Genomic DNA, 1,675 nt, shown 5'->3' on the forward strand with positions numbered 1-1,675 from the left:
AGAAATTAGGATACCAATTCTCACTCATTTTTGACAGGATGCCAGAAGGTATTGTCAATGTGCGAATTCGCTTTTTTAAGACAGTTCCTAATTCCATCCCTAATTTTAAACTATCAAAGAAGATTTATTTGCAATAAACCACCAGAAAAAGATATAGGCGATTCTGTTCTGAAAACAGAGGTTTATTTTAAAAAGTCAGAAGGAATAGATGGTGCAGGAGCATAAGAAATAGCAAAAAGCGAAGGTATAGACATAGTAGAATTGGATTATTGGGTTAACAATGCCCGAGTATAAAAAATTTATAAAAAAAAAAATTAACTGTATATAAGAGAATCTGAATATTTCTTCTTATGCTAAAGGGTAGCATTCCTTCAAGTTCAAGCTGTCATATTTGGCAGCTTTTCTTATTCATGCACATATACCTAACCTATAATCTAAATAAATCGAAAGGAAAACCTTCTTCGCCTGTAGAAATTAAATTAGGAAGCTATGTAAGGAGGGTAAGAAAGATGCAATTATTATTGATCCGTCACGGAGAATCAGAAGATGACTTTTTAGAGGAGAATTACAGTGGCTCTACTGATTTGTCGCTAACACCGAATGGATTTATACAAGTAGAGAAAATGTCACAACGAGTATTGAAAGATTATCCACCTGATTTAATATGGAGTAGTACGTTAAAAAGAGCTCGTGAAACTGCCGAGGTATTATCTAACACTATCGGTTGTTCAGTTGAATACATAGATAGATTAAGAGAACAACAGGAAACAGAAAGTAATCAAGAATTTAGGGTGCGGGGAGAAACAGTTCTTTCATTTATTAAGGAAAACAGTAGTGCATATAATAGAATAGCAGTTATTACTCACGGTGGAATGATAACTAAAATTATTGAGAGCTTTCTACAGTTACCTACTGAAAATAATAAGTGGTTTCACACGAATAATACAGGTATTCATTTCTTGGATTATTACAAAGATTTACAAATTATAAAATTTGCGAATAGTACTTCGCACTTAGAGTAATCAACTAAAGGTTTTTATAATGAAGTTGAGTCAGATACTTGTACATTGTGAAAAAACGCACATAAACCTTAAGGTGGAAGATTTAAAGAATTAATCGCTGCGGAACATTTTTAATTCAATAGGAAATTAAAAAAGAGATTACCTAAAGGGAATCGAAGTTAATTCAGAGTTATGGACATTTTAATCAATAATCTTGAGTAACTATGTTATGTAAGAAAGCAAAAATATGTTTCTTGGCAGTACTTGAAAATTGTATAAGAAAGGTTAAAAGGCGTAAAGGGCATTAGCATCGGTGTGAATAAATAATTATGAAATAAAGTGACTTAGAGCGTGTAAAGGAGTTGGGAATGTGGCTATAAGTGCAGATAGGCAGGCCTCAAGATTGATGAGGTTGCGTAGAATCGGCGGGTATGGTGCCGCAATAGCAGTAACACCTTACCTGCTGATCAAAATCGTATGGAGTTTTGGCCTCTTCCTTCCAACCGAGCAAATGGGTGAGGCCAGCTGGCGTATTATAAACGCAGTAACAGCCGTTCTCGCTGCGATTGGTATCCTTCTTGCAATGGCGTTCTGCAGACCGTGGGGGGAGCGGCTGCCTGCGTGGTTGGTTGCTCTACCCATTTGGGTTGGCACCGGTTTGCTCGTTCCTATGC

General features: G+C 36.1%; 1 protein-coding gene and 1 pseudogene. Both read left to right on the top strand.

Features of this window, described 5'->3' with window-relative positions; genetic code table 11:
* Positions 1–509 precede the first annotated feature (509 nt).
* Complete coding sequence (locus tag WB217_RS13755; RefSeq protein ID WP_423993783.1) at positions 510–1,022, top strand: histidine phosphatase family protein; 513 nt, start codon at positions 510–512, stop codon at positions 1,020–1,022.
* Positions 1,023–1,371: 349 nt separating this feature from the next.
* Positions 1,372–1,675: pseudogene (locus tag WB217_RS13760) on the top strand (hypothetical protein); the annotation flags it as partial.

Origin of the sequence: Mesobacillus sp. (assembly GCF_049588175.1) — a bacterium.
Lineage (GTDB): Bacteria > Bacillota > Bacilli > Bacillales > Cytobacillaceae > Mesobacillus.

Bases quoted from the DNA above. Each gene is read 5' to 3' on its own strand.
- WB217_RS13755 (WP_423993783.1), top strand. From the start codon at position 510: ATGCAATTATTATTGATCCGTCACGGAGAATCAGAAGATGACTTTTTA.